The sequence below is a fragment of the Mesorhizobium sp. M1227 genome, from assembly GCF_040318315.1.
In the GTDB taxonomy this organism is placed as follows: domain Bacteria; phylum Pseudomonadota; class Alphaproteobacteria; order Rhizobiales; family Rhizobiaceae; genus Mesorhizobium.
In genome coordinates, this window is record NZ_JAMYLZ010000024.1 from 1 (window position 1) to 15300 (window position 15300).

Annotated in this window: 17 protein-coding genes and 1 pseudogene; 10 read left to right on the forward strand and 8 right to left on the reverse strand. The window is 62.2% G+C overall.

Annotation, left to right across the window (positions count from 1 at the left end; all coding sequences use genetic code 11):
• Positions 1 to 374: 374 nt before the first annotated feature.
• From NKH28_RS23345 to NKH28_RS23385, 9 genes and pseudogenes are all read left to right on the forward strand, one after another.
• Positions 375 to 485, forward strand: a pseudogene (locus tag NKH28_RS23345) (DUF2938 domain-containing protein); the annotation flags it as partial.
• Between the two features lie 82 nt (positions 486 to 567).
• Positions 568 to 714: a DUF2938 family protein gene (locus NKH28_RS23350; protein WP_352980567.1), complete on the forward strand. Its 147-nt coding sequence runs from the start codon at positions 568 to 570 to the stop codon at positions 712 to 714.
• 223 nt (positions 715 to 937) lie between these two features.
• Entirely contained in the window at positions 938 to 1582 is a 645-nt protein-coding gene (locus NKH28_RS23355; protein ID WP_352469743.1) for a 50S ribosomal protein L25/general stress protein Ctc, read from the forward strand.
• A gap of 23 nt (positions 1583 to 1605) precedes the next feature.
• A complete protein-coding gene (gene pth, locus NKH28_RS23360) occupies positions 1606 to 2331 on the forward strand; it encodes an aminoacyl-tRNA hydrolase (protein ID WP_352850303.1) in 726 nt (241 codons plus the stop codon).
• Between the two features lie 3 nt (positions 2332 to 2334).
• Positions 2335 to 2898 (forward strand): hypothetical protein, encoded by a 564-nt coding sequence (locus NKH28_RS23365; RefSeq protein ID WP_352770921.1) that lies wholly within the window; start codon positions 2335 to 2337, stop codon positions 2896 to 2898.
• Positions 2899 to 2975: 77 nt separating this feature from the next.
• The gene (gene ychF / locus NKH28_RS23370; RefSeq protein ID WP_352772573.1) at positions 2976 to 4079 is read left to right on the forward strand and encodes a redox-regulated ATPase YchF; all 1104 of its coding nucleotides are present in this window, start codon (positions 2976 to 2978) and stop codon (positions 4077 to 4079) included.
• A 218-nt stretch (positions 4080 to 4297) separates the two neighbouring features.
• Positions 4298 to 5272: a magnesium/cobalt transporter CorA gene (gene corA, locus NKH28_RS23375; RefSeq protein ID WP_352469737.1), complete on the forward strand. Its 975-nt coding sequence runs from the start codon at positions 4298 to 4300 to the stop codon at positions 5270 to 5272.
• Positions 5273 to 5406: 134 nt separating this feature from the next.
• On the forward strand, positions 5407 to 5868 hold the full coding sequence (locus tag NKH28_RS23380) for a MaoC family dehydratase (RefSeq protein ID WP_352921116.1): 462 nt from the start codon (positions 5407 to 5409) through the stop codon (positions 5866 to 5868).
• Entirely contained in the window at positions 5865 to 6335 is a 471-nt protein-coding gene (locus NKH28_RS23385) for a MaoC family dehydratase (RefSeq protein WP_352980536.1), read from the forward strand. Before NKH28_RS23380 ends, NKH28_RS23385 begins: the two co-directional genes overlap by 4 nt.
• A 46-nt stretch (positions 6336 to 6381) precedes the next feature.
• On the opposite strand, the gene NKH28_RS23390 is transcribed toward NKH28_RS23385, so the two are convergent.
• From NKH28_RS23390 to petA, 4 genes are all read right to left on the reverse strand, one after another.
• A complete protein-coding gene (locus NKH28_RS23390) occupies positions 6382 to 6927 on the reverse strand; it encodes an adenine phosphoribosyltransferase (protein ID WP_352469734.1) in 546 nt (181 codons plus the stop codon).
• A 213-nt stretch (positions 6928 to 7140) separates the two neighbouring features.
• Complete coding sequence (locus NKH28_RS23395) at positions 7141 to 8013, reverse strand: cytochrome c1 (protein ID WP_352772563.1); 873 nt, start codon at positions 8011 to 8013, stop codon at positions 7141 to 7143.
• A gap of 89 nt (positions 8014 to 8102) precedes the next feature.
• Positions 8103 to 9404 carry a cytochrome b gene (locus tag NKH28_RS23400; RefSeq protein ID WP_352541008.1) on the reverse strand — a complete coding sequence of 434 codons (1302 nt, stop codon included), beginning with the start codon at positions 9402 to 9404 and terminating at the stop codon, positions 8103 to 8105.
• Positions 9405 to 9420: 16 nt separating this feature from the next.
• Positions 9421 to 9981 carry a ubiquinol-cytochrome c reductase iron-sulfur subunit gene (gene petA, locus NKH28_RS23405; RefSeq protein ID WP_352469731.1) on the reverse strand — a complete coding sequence of 187 codons (561 nt, stop codon included), beginning with the start codon at positions 9979 to 9981 and terminating at the stop codon, positions 9421 to 9423.
• 281 nt (positions 9982 to 10262) lie between these two features.
• Between petA and NKH28_RS23410 the strand changes: the two genes are divergently transcribed.
• Positions 10263 to 10619, forward strand: coding sequence for a cupin domain-containing protein (locus NKH28_RS23410; RefSeq protein WP_352469828.1), 357 nt, complete (start codon positions 10263 to 10265; stop codon positions 10617 to 10619).
• A 27-nt stretch (positions 10620 to 10646) separates the two neighbouring features.
• On the opposite strand, the gene NKH28_RS23415 is transcribed toward NKH28_RS23410, so the two are convergent.
• The 4 genes from NKH28_RS23415 to NKH28_RS23430 are packed head-to-tail and all read right to left on the reverse strand — an operon-like array spanning position 10647 to position 15263.
• The gene (locus tag NKH28_RS23415; RefSeq protein WP_352980537.1) at positions 10647 to 10955 is read right to left on the reverse strand and encodes a DUF6665 family protein; all 309 of its coding nucleotides are present in this window, start codon (positions 10953 to 10955) and stop codon (positions 10647 to 10649) included.
• Positions 10956 to 10977: 22 nt separating this feature from the next.
• Complete coding sequence (locus tag NKH28_RS23420; RefSeq protein WP_352683923.1) at positions 10978 to 12861, reverse strand: ABC transporter ATP-binding protein; 1884 nt, start codon at positions 12859 to 12861, stop codon at positions 10978 to 10980.
• Positions 12858 to 14747, reverse strand: a complete 1890-nt coding sequence (locus NKH28_RS23425; RefSeq protein ID WP_352541005.1) for an ABC transporter ATP-binding protein — start codon at positions 14745 to 14747, stop codon at positions 12858 to 12860. Before NKH28_RS23425 ends, NKH28_RS23420 begins: the two co-directional genes overlap by 4 nt.
• A gap of 27 nt (positions 14748 to 14774) precedes the next feature.
• Positions 14775 to 15263, reverse strand: coding sequence for a hypothetical protein (locus tag NKH28_RS23430; protein WP_352980538.1), 489 nt, complete (start codon positions 15261 to 15263; stop codon positions 14775 to 14777).
• Positions 15264 to 15300 lie beyond the last annotated feature (37 nt).

The window sequence follows — 15300 nt, forward strand, 5'->3', positions numbered from 1 at the left end:
CCGTCATGTGTCCGCCGCTCCGCTAAACACGGGGGCTGCGCGGCGGACACGCCGATGTCACCGCAATGCCACGCCATTTTGCAGAACTTGACGCACACAACTGAACCGGCGCGGGGCCCAGCCTCGTGCCCTGAGGATTGCCAAGGCGTCGGGCGAAAGAACGCACTGGACTCCACGACAATAGGCGACAACGGGTGAAACAAGAGATGCCAAAATGTTGGAGTTCGTTGTTCGTGCGGCCGTCGTTGGAATCGGCGCGACAGCCCTGATGGACCTCTGGGGATGGTTTCTGAAGCGAATGTTCGCGATTCCACCGCTTGATTACGCCTGGGTCGGCCGCTGGATCGGGCACTTTCCACATGGACGTTTTGCACATGCGAATATCGCACAAGCTGCCCGCGTTCGCGGCGAAACCGCCATTGGATACCGCCATTGGATGGAGTGCGCATTACGCGACCGGCATCGTATTTGCCGCAGCGCTGATTGGAGTGTGGGGCCTCGACTGGGCACGGCACCCGACAGTGCTTCCGGCCCTGTTGGTCGCACCATCGTCGCCCGTTCTTCGTGATGCAACCGGCTTTTGGGATCGGCATCGCGGCTTCGAAAGTTCCCAACCCGCGCACTGCGCGCCTGCGCAGCCTTATGGCCCATCTGTCTTTCGGGGTTGGGCCGTACGTTGCAGCATCGCTTTCGGCATTGCTACTTCCGGCCTGATGGGCCGCCCGCTTGCACCTCGCGCCGCCTTCCGCTATAGAGCCGCCACCCGCGTAGACACCCTTGGAGGCAACGCGGCGGAAGGCCGCCTTCCCGCATGATCCCGAAAAGTGGATTCCGGTTTTCGGACCAGGTCATGCGTCAGCTATGTCGGCTTTCGACGTTTACGGCCCCGGCACGTTGCCGGCCGCGAACGCTCCAGAACAACGCGAAAGGAAATGCCATGAGCCACGATACTTACGAGCTCAAGGCCGAAGCGCGCGAACAGGTCGGTAAGGGGTCCGCCCGTGCAGTTCGCCGCAACGGTAAAGTGCCTGCAGTGATTTACGGCGACAAGCAGCCTCCCCTGGCGATTGCGCTGACCTACAAGGACATCTACTACAAGATCCATGGCGGCGGGTTTCTGACCACGGTCGCCACGATCGATGTCGACGGCAACAAGATCCAGGTTCTGCCCAAGGATTTTCAGCTCGACCCGGTCAAGGATTTCCCTGTCCATGTCGATTTCCTGCGCATCGGCAAGGATACCGAAGTCAACGTCGATGTGCCCGTGCACTTCATCAATGAAGACAAGTCGCCCGGCATCAAACGCGGCGGCGTGCTCAACATCGTGCGCCACGAGGTCGAGTTCCACTGCCCGGCCAATGCGATCCCGGATTTCATCACCGTCGATCTCACCGGTACCGATATCGGCGATTCGATCCACATTTCGGCCGTCACCTTGCCGGCCGGCGTCAAGCCGGTGATCTCCGACCGCGACTTCACCATCGCGACCATTGCCGGCTCCTCGGCGATGAAGCCGGAGGCTGCGGAAGAGACGACTGAAGCGGCTGCGCCCGAAGCGGCTCCTGCCGCCGAAGAGAAGTAACCCCTTCCCGCCCGGAGGCGACGATGCTTGTCTTTGCAGGCCTCGGCAATCCGGGCGCGAAATACGCCAACAACCGGCACAATGTCGGCTTCATGGCGGCGGACGCGATCGCCCGCCGCCATTCCTTTTCGCCTTGGTCGAAGAAATTCCAGGGTCTGATTGCCGAAGGCACGCTTGCCGGCGAAAAGGTGATCCTGATCAAGCCGCAGACCTTCATGAACCTGTCCGGCCAGGCGGTCGGCGAAGCCTTGCGCTTCTACAAGCTCGGCCCTTCGGCGCTGACTGTCTTTTATGACGAGATCGACCTTGCCGCCGGCAAGGTGCGGGTCAAGGTCGGTGGCGGTTCCGGCGGCCACAACGGCATCCGCTCGCTCGACCAGCACGTCGGCAAGGATTTTCGCCGTGTGCGCATCGGCGTCGGCCATCCCGGCGTCAAGGAAATGGTGCACGGCCATGTGCTTGGCGATTTCGCCAAGGGCGACCGCGAATGGCTGGACGTGCTGCTCGACGCAATCGCCGATGGTGCCGGATTGCTTGCCAAGGGCGACGACAATTCGTTCATGAACCGCGTGACGCTGGCGCTGCGCGACAAGCTCACGCCGACGGACGACGACGATCGCCCGCCGCCCAAGGCGCCAAAGGCGCAAAGCCACGTCCGCCAGGCGCGGCCGCAGCAGCCGGCGGCCAAGCTGCCCGAAACCGGCCCGATGGCGGCCATGCTGAAGAAGCTTTTTGGCGGCAAGGACTGAGCCATGGATCTGGATGACATTCAGGAATTGGTCCGTCTCATCAGACAGAAGTATGTTGATTATTTCGTCACCGCTGCCGGCGAACTTGCTCGCAACAGCCAAGGATCGCATGCGACCGAAATCAAGTTTTCGAACGTCGATTCCTTCTATCGAAATTTCATCGCGGTTGATTTCGTCAGTAATGACGGACAGCCAAATCCGCAATTCATCAACAGCGATTCCTATGTGAAATTCTCTCCGGATATTCACGCCGGGATGGGTGGAATGGATGTCCTCATCTCACCTTTCAGGTGGGATGAGGTTCATTTTAAATTCCCTATAAATGAGCTCGACGGCGATCTCTTCGACGAATGGTTTCGCGGCTGGTTCGATATCGATAGCGAGCGTGAAACATCGGAGACCGTCGGAAACGTCATTCACAGTGCGCAATTGCTCGAGGGGCAACTGACCATCGATTTCGGAACCGCTGAGGTCGACGCGTTCTGGCATCTTCTGCAAATACTGAGCAGGTCCGGCGTTCGTTCGTTGGCGATAGGCACCGATGACATCGCGCAGCGTCTGAATTGAATTGCGCCTTGACGATCATCGGGGCTTTCGCCCATAGCCCTGATTAAATTTCGATTTCCCGATAGGACCAGACAAAAATGGGTTTCAAATGCGGCATCGTTGGCTTGCCCAATGTCGGCAAGTCGACGCTCTTCAATGCGTTGACCAGGACGGCGGCCGCGCAGGCCGCCAATTATCCGTTCTGCACCATCGAACCGAATACCGGCGAGGTGGCGGTGCCCGACCCGCGCCTGCAGAAGATCGCCGCGATCGGCAAGTCGAAGGAGATCATCCCGACCCGCATCTCGTTCGTCGACATTGCCGGCCTGGTGCGTGGCGCCTCCAAAGGCGAAGGGCTTGGCAACCAATTCCTCGCCAACATCCGTGAGGTCGACGCCATCGTCCATGTGCTGCGCTGCTTCGAGGATGACGACGTCACCCATGTCGAGGGCCGCATCGATCCTGTCGCTGATGCCGAGACCGTCGAAACCGAATTGATGCTTGCCGACCTCGACAGCCTTGAGCGCCGCATCGTGCAGATCCGCAAGCGTGCCGCCGGCAAGGACAAGGAAGCAGCGACCGCACTTCCGATGATGGAAGCGGCGCTTGAACTGCTGCAGGCCGGCAAGCCCGCCCGCATCCTGCTCAACGGCATCTCGGCTGAGGATCTACGCATCCTGCAGGGGCTGAATCTCTTGACCTCACACCCGGTGCTTTACGTCTGCAACGTCGCGGAAGCCGATGCCGCCACCGGCAACGCGCATACCAGGGCGGTCGAGAAGATGGCCGCCGCGCAAGGTGCCCGCGCCGTTGTGATTTCCGCGGCGATCGAGGCCGAGGTCGCCCAGCTCTCGGACGAAGAGGAAATGGAATTCCTGGCAACGCTCGGTCTGGACGAACCCGGCCTGAACAAGGTCATCCGCGCCGGCTACGAGCTGCTCCAGCTCATCACCTACTTTACCGTTGGCCCCAAGGAGACACGCGCCTGGACCGTGCACAAGGGCGCCAAGGCGCCGCAGGCGGCAGGCGTCATCCACACCGATTTCGAGCGCGGCTTCATCCGCGCCCAGACCATCGCCTATGAGGACTTCGTCAGGCTGGGCGGCGAAGTCGCGGCCAAGGAGGCCGGCAAGGCGCGCGACGAAGGCAAGGAGTATGTCGTCCAGGACGGCGACATCATGCTGTTCAAGTTCAACACCTGAGCCGGCGAGGGAGCCCAATGGTCACCATTGCCGTCGCTCGATGACAAACTTCAAAGCAGGGCGTCGCAGTGGCTCTTGCGCTGCTTGACGGGCCATCGTGCGGGGTCTAAGGGGCCTCTGCACCGGCCTCGCGCCTCGCCTGCCCGTGTCCGTGCGATATGACTGACGCGCCCCCTCCAAACGAACGCTCTTTGGCAACAGCAAGGGAGACCCCGGCGATGATCAAGGCCTTCGTCGTCGACAATGATCGCCTGCGCCTGGTCGACGATCTCGTGCAAAACAGCGACACTGTCGTCTGGGTCGACCTCTTCAACCCGACAAAGGAAGAAGAGACGACAATCGAGACCTGGCTCGGCATCGCCGTTCCGACGCGGGAAGAGATGGAGGAGATCGAGATCTCGAGCCGTCTCTACGTCGAGGACGGCGCCTACTTCATGACCGCCATTCTGCCTGCGCAGACCGAGGTGAACGATCCCTTGATGTCGCCGGTCACCTTCGTGCTCGCCGGAAGCAGGCTGATCACCGTGCGTTACCACGAGCCGAAGGCGTTCAAGACCTTTCCGCTGCGCGCCGAGAAGGTGGCGACCGGCTGCACCAGCGGCGACACCATCCTGATCGGACTGCTGGAGGCGATCGTCGACCGCCTCGCCGACATTCTGGAGCGCGCCGGCCGCGACGTCGAGGCGATCTCGCGCGACATCTTCGAGGCACGCTCGACCAAGGTTTCCAAGCGCAACCGCGACTTCCAGGAGCTGTTGAAAGGCATTGGCCGCAAGGAGGACCTCGCCTCCTCGATCCGCGACAGCCTAATCTCGCTGCAGCGCCTTGCCGGCTTTCTCGCCCATGCCTCCACGCAAAGCCGGATGAGCAAGGATACCCGCGCTCGCATCAAGACCTTGTCGCGCGACGTGCTGTCGCTCGCCGACCACGCCACGTTCCTGTCGCAGAAGATCAGCTTCCTGCTCGACGCGACGCTCGGCATGATCTCGATCGAGCAGAACGCCATCATCAAGATCTTCTCCGTCGCCGCTGTCATCTTCCTGCCGCCGACGCTTGTCGCTTCGATCTACGGCATGAATTTCGACATCATCCCTGAGCTCAAATGGCACTTTGGCTATCCCTTCGCCATCGGCATGATGGTGCTTTCGGCGATCCTGCCCTTCTGGTATTTCCGCCGCCGCGGCTGGCTATAGGGTCGTCAATACCGCGCTGCGGCTTGGGCGCAGCGGGCTGGCGCAATAGAAATTGCTTGACCAAATGCCGCCCTGCCTGCATCCGGGACCCGGACCCGTAGCGATCGTACAATCCTGAACAGGATTTCCAGACCATGACCGCAAAGACCTGGGCTTATGAGGATTTTGTCGAGGGCGCTTCGCTCGACCTCGGCACCAAGTTGGTAAGCGCCGCCGAAATCATAGAATTCGCCAACGAGTTCGATGCCCAGCCGATGCATCTCGACGAGGCCGCGGGCAAGGCCAGCATCCTCGGCGGGCTGGCGGCTTCAGGCTGGCACACCTGCGCCATGTTCATGCGCATGCTGTGCGATGCCTTCCTGCTCGACTCGACCTCCCAGGGCGCGCCGGGCGTCGACCAGGTCAAATGGAAACGGCCGGTCCTGGCCGGCGACCTGTTGACCGGCAGCACCACCGTCCTTGCCAAGCGAGTGTCCAGATCGAAACCCCGCCTTGGCCTGGTGACCATGCGCAGCGAGTTGTTCAACCAGCGCGGCGAAGGTGTTTTCGAGCTCGAAAACACCGTCATGTTCCTCACCCGCGAGGGCAGTGCGTGAGCCTCGACGAATTCTTCTGCATCGGCATCACCGTCGCGCTCGGTTCACATCGATTCGAACCGGAGGCGATCAAGGCGTTCGCCCGCAAATACGACCCGCAGATATTCCATATCGACGAAGAGGCGGCGAGGAACAGCATATTCGGCGGGCTCTGCGCCTCGGGCTGGCACACCGCCGCCACCTGGATGAAATTGAACCTCCAGGCTGGCATAGAGGCAGAGGTCGCTCGCTGGCCCGGTCCCGGGCCGGTGCCGGAATTCGGTCCCTCGCCCGGCTTCAAGAACCTCAAATGGCCCAAACCTGTCTATGCCGGGGAAACCGTGACTTTCACCCGCACCGCGCTGGCCCATCGCCCCATCGCCTCGCGACCGGGCTGGCGGCTGCTGACGCTCCGCTCGGAGGCCTTCGATTCGACCGGCGACAAGGTCATCGAATTCGAAAGTGCCGTGCTGGTGAAGGTGGAGTGACCGGAGTTCTTCCCTACTCCACAAGAAGGGGAGAAGGAAGAAACGCTCAATGCCCCTCAAACCCGATCAGCGTCCTCACCGGTACGCCGAGCGCCTCTAACCTCTCGCGGCCGCCAAGGTCCGGCAGGTCGATGACGAAGCAGGCGGCGAGGATGTCGGCGCCGATCTGCCGCAATAGCTTGACGGCCGCCTCGGCCGTGCCGCCGGTGGCGATCAAATCGTCGACGAGGATTACCTTCTCGCCTGGAGAAACACCGTCTTTGTGCATCTCCATCTCGTCCAGCCCGTATTCCAGGCTGTAGGCGACGCGCACCGTCTCGGAAGGCAACTTGCCCTTCTTGCGGATCGGCACGAAGCCGGCCGAGAGCTGGTGGGCGATGGCGCCGCCGAGGATGAAGCCGCGCGCCTCGATGCCGGCGATCTTGTCGATCTTGAGGCCGGCATAGGGATGCACCAGTTCGTCGATGGCGCGGCGGAAGGCCCGCGCATTGCCGAGCAGCGTGGTGATGTCGCGAAACAGGATGCCCGGCTTGGGATAATCCGGAATGGTGCGGATCGCGGCAAGCAGCGTCTCTTCGAGCGAGGATTTCATCAAGCGGCTCTCCGGGCCTTTCAGATTCGGCTGAAGACGTGAAGGGAATGGGCCAATCGTAACCCGGTGCAGCTAAGTCCGGCTACCGCCATGTGACGCCTGACGGAAAATTGTCCGGCAAAGGGGCCACTCTGCGCCGGCAGCGATGAATCGACATGCCTGCAATGAGAAGGGCGTCTTTCGACGCCCTCGCATTCTCGTAGATCGCAGGGCTCAGTGCGCCACGCCGGCCCACACCTTGCGTTTGGTCAGGTAGACCAGTGCGCCGAACAGCAGCAGGAAGACCAGTACGCGAAAGCCGGTCTTCTTGCGGTCCTCGAGGTGTGGCTCGGCCGCCCACATCAGGAAGGCGGACACGTCACGCGAATACTGGTCGACCGTCTGCGGCGCGCCGTCATCATAGGTTACCTGGCCGTCAGAGAGCGGCTTCGGCATCTTCAGCGACACGCCGGACAGGAAGTACGGATTGTAGTACGTGCCTTCTGGTATGACCATGCCCGCCGGCGGCTGCTGATCGTAGCCGGTCAGCAGCGAGTGGATGTAGTCGGGGCCGCCCTGGGCATACTGGGTAAAGATATCGAAGACGAAGCGCGGGAAGCCGCGTTCGACCCCGCGCGCCTTTGCCAGCAGCGACATGTCGGGCGGTGCTGCGCCGCCATTTGCCGCCGCCGCCGCCTCCACATTGGGGAACGGCGCCGGGAAATGGTCGGACGGCTTGCCGGGACGATCGAACATGTCGCCGGCATCGTTCGGTCCGTCATGGATCGTATATTCGGCCGCCAGCGTCTTGATCTGCGCATCCGAATAGCCAAGGCCCTCCAGTGTACGGAACGCCACCAAATTCATCGAATGGCAGGCCGAGCAGACTTCCTTGTAGACCTTCAGCCCGCGCTGCAGCTGGGCCTTGTCGTAGGTGCCGAATGGCCCGGCGAAGCTCCAATCCATTTCCTCCGGTTCGTGTATCGGGAAATGCGTCGGCGCCGCCTCATTGTGCGCCTCTTCCTGGGCGCTGGCTCCAGTGCTTGCGGCACCCATGCCCGCGGCCAAAAGGCCAAGCAGCGCCAGCGAGGAGAGAATCTTCTTCATGCCAAATCCCCTTGAGATTCTCTGACGCGCCGTCACCGTCTCGAGCATGACCTTGTCCGAGTACCGGTTTCCACTTTTCGGAATCATGCTCAGCCCTTGGTTTCCGGCGCGGTCGTGGCGCCGGCAGGATGTCCACCGCCGCCCTTGTTCTTCTCGAGCACCGCCTCGGTGATCGAGTTCGGCAGCCGCCGCGGCTTTTCGATCAGCCCGAGCACCGGCAGCGCTACCAGGAAGAAGGCGAAGTAGAACAGCGTCGCCATCTGCGCCATGAATACATAGCTGCCCTCGGCCGGCTGCGAGCCCAGCCAGCCGAGCAGGATGGCGTCGGCCACGAACAGCCAGAAGAACAGCTTGTACCAGGGCCGGTAGACTGCCGAGCGCACCTTCGAGGTGTCGAGCCACGGCACTAGGAACAGCATGACAATCGCGCCGAACATGCAGAGCACGCCGCCGAGCTTGGAGTTGATGGGCCCGATATTGAAGGTGATAGCGCGCAGGATCGCGTAGAACGGCAGGAAGTACCATTCCGGCACAATGTGGGCCGGCGTCTTCAGGGGGTTGGCAACGGTGTAATTGTCCGGATGACCGAGATAGTTCGGCAGATAAAAGACGAAATAGGCGAAGACGAACAGGAACACGATCATGCCGAACCCGTCCTTTATGGTCGCGTAAGGCGTGAAGGCGAGCGTGTCGGTCTTCGATTTGACCTCTATGCCGGTCGGATTGTTCTGGCCGACGACGTGAAGCGCCCAGATGTGCAGCACGACAACGCCGGCGATCATGAACGGCAGCAGGTAATGCAGCGCAAAGAAGCGGTTCAGCGTCGGATTGTCGACCGCGAAGCCGCCGAGCAAAAGCTGCTGGATCCAGTCGCCGACCAACGGGATGGCGGTGAAGAAGCCGGTGATGACAGTAGCGCCCCAGAAGCTCATCTGGCCCCAGGGCAGCACGTAGCCCATGAACCCGGTCGCCATCATCAAGAGGTAGATGATGCAGCCGAGTATCCACAGCAACTCGCGCGGTGCCTTGTAGGAGCCGTAGTAGAGCCCGCGGAAGATATGGATGTAGACGGCGACGAAGAAGAACGACGCGCCGTTCGAATGCAGGTAGCGCAGCAGCCAGCCCGAATTCACGTCGCGCATGATCTTCTCGACCGAATCGAAGGCGAGAGTGCTGTCGGCCGCATAGTGCATGGCCAGCACGATACCGGTCAGGATCTGCGCCGCCAGCATGAGCGCAAGGATGCCGCCGAAGGTCCAGGCATAGTTCAGGTTGCGCGGCACCGGATAGGCGATGAAGCTGTCATAGACCAGCCGCGGCAGCGGCATGCGCGAATCGAACCAGCGTCCGATGCCGGTCTTGGGCGTATAGGTCGAGTGTCCCTCGCTCATCGAAATATCCCTTGCCTCAGCCGATACGGATCTTGGTGTCGGAAACGAATTGAAACACCGGCACCGCCATGTTCTCGGGCGCCGGTCCCTTCCGGATGCGGCCGGCCGTATCGTATTGCGAACCGTGGCATGGGCAGAACCAGCCGCCGAAATCGCCTTCCTGGCCGAGCGGGATGCAGCCAAGATGGGTGCAGACCTGGACCATCACCATCCAGGCTTCCTTGCCCGGCGTGGTCCGGTTGGCGTCGGTTGCCGGCGCGTCGGCCGGCAGGTTGGCGTTGCGGGCAATTGGATCTTTGAGTTCGGCGAGATTGACCGCCTCGGCGTCCCTCATCTCTTTTTCGGTGCGGTTGCGCACGACAACCGGCTTGCCGCGCCACTTCACGACGAGCGACATTCCCGGCGTCAGCGAGGAGACGTCGACCTCGACCGAGGCGAGCGCCAGCGTCGAGGCATCCGGTCGCATCTGGTCGATGAATGGCCAGGCAACGGCGCCCGCGCCGACCACTGCGGCCATGCCGGTGGCGACGTAGAGAAAATCACGACGGTTGGGATCCTGGGTGTCGGTTGCGCTCACGGGTGCCTGATCCTTTCGCCTCTTCCGTGCCGGCGGCCGAGCCTTGTTCCCCGCTCAATCGCGCCGGCCCGACAGCGCATGGCGAACAGGCTAGCGAATTCCTCCGGCATTTGGGACTTGGGTTTATGCGTGAAGCCTGTTTTTGTCCAGACGGGTGAAGGCACAAGGGCAGATTGTCGCGGGGGCGTAATTCGCACGGCGGAACGATTGGAAAACAGCAGCAAAACCAAATGGCTGCGTTCGCCTCGACATCTGGCGCTCGCCCGGTTTATCCTCGGCCTATGGCGCATGTCATAGACCGCGGCAAATGGGCCGAAGCGCCCGACCGCTGGCCCGACCACTGGCAGGGCGAGCTGCAAGGCGGAGCTTACGGCTCCCGCAGCTGCCTGATCTTCAACTACCTGCCTGACATCGGCGGCGGCCCCAGGCTGCACAGCCATCCCTATTGCGAGATTTTTATCATCCGGACCGGCACCGGCCTGTTCACCATCGGCGACCGGCAGATCGAGGCCACCGCCGGCCAGATCCTGGTCGTACCGCCGAACACGCCGCACAAATTCACCAATCTCGGGCCAGGCCCGCTGGAAACCACCGACATACACGAGAACGGCAGCTTCATCACCGAGTGGCTGGAATAACGCTTCCCAAACCAGTTCCGGTTCGGATCATGCGCTGGCGCCGAGCCTTGCCAGCACGGCCTTGTTGTATTCCCGGATCACCGCGTCGTGCTTGCGCAGGCCGCAGAGTTCGCGCTGGATGAAATACCCGTGCACCGCTTCGGCTGCATCCCTGAGCAGCCGGGCGCGGTCGACATCGTCGCAATTCTCGCGCAGCCTCGTCAATGTTTCCTCGACGCGCCGGCCGGCGCGGCCGAGCGCGGCCGCCTTCTCGCCGAGGATTTCATGGCCAAGCAGGTCCAACGCGCTCTCCTGCGCGCCGGACCGTCCGAAATTCGATGGCATTCTCACCATCATGGTCTACTCCGGTCTTTAGAAACTACTCCGCCGGCCGGGTCTCGGCCAGCGCGCTCTCCTCGTTGAACAGGAAACCGCCGGACTGCCGCTTCCACAGCCTGGCATAGAGCCCGTCGAGCCCGACCAGCTCGTCATGCGTGCCTTGCTCGACGATGCGGCCCTCGTCGAGCACCACCAGCCGGTCGAGTGCCGCAATGGTCGACAGCCGATGCGCGATGGCGATGACCGTCTTGCCTTCCATCAGCCTTGCCAGATTTTCCTGGATCGCCGCCTCGATGTCGGAATCGAGCGCCGAGGTCGCCTCATCGAGCACCAGTATCGGTGCATCCTTGAGGAAGACGCGGGCGATCGCCACGCGCTGGCGCTGGCCGCCGGAGAGCTTGACGCCGCGCTCGCCGACATAGGCCTCGTAGCCGATACGATCGCGATTGTCGCGCAGACCGAGGATGAACTCGTGCGCCTCGGCCTTCTTCGCTGCCGCGACCACCTCGGCGTCGGTCGCTTCCGGCATGCCGAGCTTGATGTTGTCGCGCAGCGAGCGGTGGAAAAGTGCCGTATCCTGGCTGACGACGCCGATATTGGCGCGCAGCGAATTCTGCGTGACCCTGGAGACGTCCTGCCCGTCAATGGTGATCTTGCCGCTCTCGAGGTCGTAGAGGCGCAGGATCAGATTGACCAAGGTCGTCTTGCCGGCGCCGGACGGGCCGACCAGGCCGACCTTTTCGCCCGGCCGCACGACGAGGTCGATGCCGTTGAGCACGCCGGACCCCTTGCCGTAGTGGAACTCGACATTGTTGACGTTGATACGCCCGCCGCCGACGACAAGCTCTTTCGCGTCCGGCGCATCGGTCAGGCCGAGCGGCTGTGAGATCAGCGCCTTGGAATTCTCCAGCACGCCGAGGTTCCGCAAGATGCCGTTGAGCTGCATCATCAGCCGGCCGAGCAGCATGTTCAGCCGCAGCACCAAAGACAGCGTGAAAGCCACGGCGCCGACTGTGATCGCACCCTCGACCCAGAGATAAACGGCAAAGCAGGCGATCGCCGTGATCATAATGCCCGACAGCATCGTCAGCGCCATGCGCACGCCGGTCAGCCTGCGGGTGAACGGGCGCAGCGCGTCGAGATAGATGTCGAAGCCGTTCCTGATGTAGCGGTCGTCGCCATCGGCCGAGAACAGTTTCAACGTCTGCACGTTCGAATAGGAATCGACAAGGCGGCCGGTGATCATCGAGCCGGCTTCGGCGGTGGCTTCGGCATGTTTGCGGATTGCCGGCAAATAGCGCCTGGCCAGAAAGCCGAAGGCGGTAATCCAGATCACCACCAGCACCGCCAGCCGGAGATCGAGCCCGGCGACCAGCGCCAGCGTCGTCACCGTATAGACGACCATGAACCAGACCACCTCGATGAAGCTTTCCATCAGATCGCCGGTCGCCTGTCCCGCCTGCCAGACCTTGGTCGCGATACGCCCGGCAAAGTCGTTCTGGAAGAAGGCGTAGGATTGGCGCGAGACATGGCGATGCGCCTGCCAGCGCACCAGATTATAGAAACCCGGCGTGATCGTCTGCTCGTCGACCAGCGCCGACAGGCCGACGACAATGGTGCGGATGACCAGCACCACCGCGATCATGAAGACAAGTTCCGGGCCGGCGGCAGTCCACAGAGCGTGCCAGCTGCGTTCACCGGGAAGCTGGTCGAGGATGTCGACCAGCCGCCCGACGAAATAGAACAGTCCGGCTTCGACCAGCGGCGCGATGCCGCCGATCACCAGCATGGCGAAGAAGGCGATCTTCGCCTGCCCGACATAATGCCAGAGGAAACCCCTGACGCCGGCAGGTGGCCGAAGGTCCGCAGGCTCGCGGAATGGATAGACCCAGTTCTCGAACCAGCGGTAGATGGCAGTCATCATTCGGCGGCTTCACCCTTGGCGATTGCATCGTTGGCGGCTGCATCGTTGGCGGAGGGGCCGTCGTCGAGCAGGAAGCCGCCCGACTGGCGCTGCCAGAGCTGGGCGTAGAGCCCGCCGCTGGCAACCAGTTCCTCATGCGAACCTTCCTCGATGACGCGGCCCTTGTCCATGACGACGAGCCGGTCCATGGCGGCGATCGTCGACAGCCGGTGCGCAATGGCGATGACGGTCTTGCCTTGCATCAGTCTGTAGAGGTTCTCCTGGATGGCCGCCTCGGCCTCGGAATCGAGGGCGGAGGTCGCTTCGTCGAGGATAAGGATTGGTGCGTCCTTCAGCATGACACGGGCTATGGCGATGCGTTGCCGCTGGCCGCCGGACAATTTGACGCCGCGATCACCGACATGCGCGTCGAAACCCTTTCGACCGTTAGAATCCGACAATCCGGCGATGAAATCCAGCGCCTCGGCGCGCCGCGCCGCCTCGATCAGCATCTGGTCGCTGGCGTCCGGCCGGCCATAGAGGATATTCTCGCGCACCGAGCGATGCAGCAGCGAGGTGTCCTGCGTGACCATGCCGATCTGGGCGCGCAGCGAGTCCTGCGTCACCGCCGCAATGTCCTGGCCGTCGATCAGGACCTTGCCGCTTTCGAGGTCATAGAAGCGCAACAGAAGATTGACCAGCGTCGACTTGCCGGCACCCGAACGGCCGACGATGCCGACCTTCTCGCCCGGCTTCACCGTCAGCGACAGGCTTTCGATCACGCCCTTCTGCTTGCCATAGTGGAAGCGGATGTCCTCAAAACGGATCTCCCCCTTGGTCACGGCAATATCCTTGGCGCCAGGCCGGTCTTCGACGAGGCGCGGCAGCGAGATCGAGGCGATGCCGTCCTGCACCGTGCCGATATTCTCGAACAGCGTGGACATCTCCCACATGATCCATTGCGACATGCCCCAGAGCCGAAGCACGAGGCCGATGACCAGGGCGACGGCGCCGATCGTCACGGCTTGGCCGAGCCACAGCCATAGCGAGATTGCAGTGACCGAAAACAACAGCAGCGAATTCAGGACGTAGAGCAGGCCGTAGAGCTGCGTCACCAACCGCATCGACCGGTAGACTGTATCGAGAAAGCCAGCCATACCGTCCTTGGCGAAGGATGCCTCGCGCCGCGCATGCGAGAACAGCTTGACCGTCTGGATGTTGGAGTAGCTGTCGACGACACGGCCGGTCATGGTTGAGCGCGCATTAGCCTGCTCCTCGCCGACCTTGCCCAGCCGCGGGATGAAATAGCGCAACAGCAGGACATATCCGGCAAGCCAGACGGCAAGCGGCGCAGCCAGCCGCCAGTCTGCCGAGCCGACAATGAACAGCATGCCGAGAAAATAGACGACGATATAGTTGAGCACATCGATGAGCTTGATGACGCACTCGCGCACCGCGAGCGCGGTCTGCATCAGCTTGGTCGCGATGCGCCCGGCAAACTCGTCCTGATAGAAGCTCATCGACTGCTTGAGCAGGTAACGATGCACCTGCCAGCGGATACGCATCGGATAATTACCCATCAGCGTCTGCTGGTTGAGCAGCGAATGGAACCAGACCGTCGCCGGCAGCGCGAAAACCACGATGAAGGCCATGCCGGCCAGCTTCAAGCCTTCGGTCTGCAGGAACGTCTCGCGATTCTGTCCGGAGAGCCAGTCGACGATCCGGCCCATGAAGCCGAACATCCACACCTCGGCAAGGGCGATGGCCGTCACCAGTACCGCATCGAGTGCGATGTAGGGCCACGCGCCGCGCGTATAATGCACGCAGAAGGCGATCAGTGTCCGCGGCGGCTCGACCGGCTCCTTGGCAGGGAACGGATCGAGCCTTTTTTCAAACCAGCTAAACATAGAGATGCTCATAATACCTGTTTCCGCTCACGCGGCACGCGAACGGACGGGGTGCCCAGACCGCATGGCGTCAAGGACCGGCGATACGGAATCGTCCGCCTCGCCGGTCCTGCTTCGCGCTATATAGGTTGTCGCGGGCCTTTCGCCGACAGTCTCGTTTGACGATGCTGACGACGTTTTGACGATCCGGATTTTCGCGCTGGTTTTTGCACCAGGCCGGATCAGCCTGATGATCCGGCGCACCAGCGACGGCCGGCAATAGTCCGGAACGGCGCGCGAGAAATCGACGTCCGGCAGCATACCGCGATGCGGACGCCGGCGGGTCTCGGCGTGAACCGCCGACGAGTAGGTCTCGCCGATCAAAAGCGCCCAGGTCGCAGTCTTCCGCTCGTGCAGGCTTCTTGAGCCGGGTATTCTACAGGGATCGAACATCGGTCCGTCCTCCAGTTGAAGATGCAGGTAGAAGGGTGAACCAACCCAGGCCGCGGGCACGCGCGGCGCGGCAAAGGGTGGCATCGGTCGAAGCGTGTTCAGGTGGGGCGTTCAGCCCCTT

Excerpts from the sequence above, each read along its gene's own strand:
- NKH28_RS23350 (WP_352980567.1), top strand. The coding sequence starts at position 568 with ATGCAACCGGCTTTTGGGATCGGCATCGCGGCTTCGAAAGTTCCCAAC.
- NKH28_RS23355 (WP_352469743.1), top strand. The coding sequence starts at position 938 with ATGAGCCACGATACTTACGAGCTCAAGGCCGAAGCGCGCGAACAGGTC.
- pth (WP_352850303.1), top strand. The coding sequence starts at position 1,606 with ATGCTTGTCTTTGCAGGCCTCGGCAATCCGGGCGCGAAATACGCCAAC.
- NKH28_RS23365 (WP_352770921.1), top strand. The coding sequence starts at position 2,335 with ATGGATCTGGATGACATTCAGGAATTGGTCCGTCTCATCAGACAGAAG.
- ychF (WP_352772573.1), top strand. The coding sequence starts at position 2,976 with ATGGGTTTCAAATGCGGCATCGTTGGCTTGCCCAATGTCGGCAAGTCG.
- corA (WP_352469737.1), top strand. The coding sequence starts at position 4,298 with ATGATCAAGGCCTTCGTCGTCGACAATGATCGCCTGCGCCTGGTCGAC.
- NKH28_RS23380 (WP_352921116.1), top strand. The coding sequence starts at position 5,407 with ATGACCGCAAAGACCTGGGCTTATGAGGATTTTGTCGAGGGCGCTTCG.
- NKH28_RS23390 (WP_352469734.1), bottom strand. The coding sequence starts at position 6,927 with ATGAAATCCTCGCTCGAAGAGACGCTGCTTGCCGCGATCCGCACCATT.
- NKH28_RS23395 (WP_352772563.1), bottom strand. The coding sequence starts at position 8,013 with ATGAAGAAGATTCTCTCCTCGCTGGCGCTGCTTGGCCTTTTGGCCGCG.
- NKH28_RS23400 (WP_352541008.1), bottom strand. The coding sequence starts at position 9,404 with ATGAGCGAGGGACACTCGACCTATACGCCCAAGACCGGCATCGGACGC.
- NKH28_RS23410 (WP_352469828.1), top strand. The coding sequence starts at position 10,263 with ATGGCGCATGTCATAGACCGCGGCAAATGGGCCGAAGCGCCCGACCGC.
- NKH28_RS23415 (WP_352980537.1), bottom strand. The coding sequence starts at position 10,955 with ATGATGGTGAGAATGCCATCGAATTTCGGACGGTCCGGCGCGCAGGAG.
- NKH28_RS23420 (WP_352683923.1), bottom strand. The coding sequence starts at position 12,861 with ATGATGACTGCCATCTACCGCTGGTTCGAGAACTGGGTCTATCCATTC.
- NKH28_RS23425 (WP_352541005.1), bottom strand. The coding sequence starts at position 14,747 with ATGTTTAGCTGGTTTGAAAAAAGGCTCGATCCGTTCCCTGCCAAGGAG.
- NKH28_RS23430 (WP_352980538.1), bottom strand. The coding sequence starts at position 15,263 with ATGCCACCCTTTGCCGCGCCGCGCGTGCCCGCGGCCTGGGTTGGTTCA.